This is a genomic window from bacterium, from assembly GCA_030654305.1.
GTDB lineage: Bacteria > Krumholzibacteriota > Krumholzibacteriia > LZORAL124-64-63 > LZORAL124-64-63 > PNOJ01.
Genome location: JAURXS010000449.1, coordinates 1 through 1,122 on the forward strand (window position 1 = coordinate 1; position 1,122 = coordinate 1,122).

Here is a 1,122-nt window from a genome sequence, read left to right on the forward strand (position 1 = left end):
CGCGCCGGCAGGGCCGCCACACGCAAGGCCGCCTCCAGCTCGGCGACCCGGGCGTTCGCCTGGTCCAGCGCGGCCTTGGCGGCGTCCTGGCTGGCCTGCGACACAAAACCCTGGGCCACCAGATCCCGCTGACGCGCCCACGCGGTCTGCGCCAGCGCGCCCTGGGCCCGGGCCTGCGCCAGCTGGGCACGGGTCACCGCCACCTCGTCGCTGCGCCGGCCTTTGGTGGTGTTGGCGGCCTGGGCCTGCGCGCCGGCCAGGCGTGCCTGGGCTTCGGCCTGCGCCGCCTGTTCGGCCTGCGCGTCCAGCGCGAACAGCGCATCGCCCTGGCGGACCCGGTCGCCTGCCCGCACGGTCAGCGTGTCGAGCCGCCCACCCACCGGCGACGAAACATGCACATAGTCGCCCTCGACATAACCCGACCAGCCCGCTGACGGCGCCTCACCGCAGGCCACCAGTCCGGCAACCAGGGCCAGCACCGCGGCCCGGTCTGGTACGCGGTGGATGATGCGGTTGAACACACTGTCGGTCATGGGCTGGTCGTCCGTTGGGGTCCCGGCGGGGGGGGTAGGCGCTCCGCTGGCTTTGTTCATTCTGCCTTGAACTTTTCAGGTCGGGTCGCATCACTCCTTGCCATGAAGCGCCTCCTGATCGTCCTGTTTGCCACAGCCGCCGTGCTGACCGGCTGTGCCACCCTCGACCAGCGGCAACGCGCCTGGATCTTCCAGCCCTCGGACCGCAGCTGGTGGCGCGGGGAAGAGGCCGCGGCCGGCATGGACGATGTCTGGATCAACTTCCAGTCGCAGGAAACGGGGCAGCCGGTGAAGCTGCATGGCCTGTGGCTGGCCCACGAGAACTTCACCACGCGAGCGGACGCCCCCGTGCTGCTCTACCTGCACGGTGCGCGCTTCAACGTCACCGGCTCGGCCTTCCGCGCGCGCCGCATGCAGGAACTGGGCTTTTCGGTGCTGGCGATCGACTACCGCGGCTTCGGCAAGAGCTCGTCCGGGCTGCCCTCGGAAACCATGGCCTACGAAGACGCCCGGGCCGCCTGGAACTGGCTGGGGCAACAGTACCCCGGTCGACCGCGCTACATCTTCGGCCACTCGCTGGGGGGCGCCA

Annotated in this window: 2 protein-coding genes; one reads left to right on the forward strand and one right to left on the reverse strand. The window is 70.8% G+C overall.

What is annotated here, in order from left to right:
- Positions 1 to 533, reverse strand: a 533-nt coding sequence (locus Q7W29_12980) for a biotin/lipoyl-binding protein (protein MDO9172733.1), incomplete at its 3' end; no start/stop codon positions are given.
- A gap of 102 nt (positions 534 to 635) precedes the next feature.
- Between Q7W29_12980 and Q7W29_12985 the strand changes: the two genes are divergently transcribed.
- Positions 636 to 1,122: alpha/beta fold hydrolase (locus Q7W29_12985; GenBank protein ID MDO9172734.1), on the forward strand; the 487-nt coding region annotated here is incomplete at its 3' end.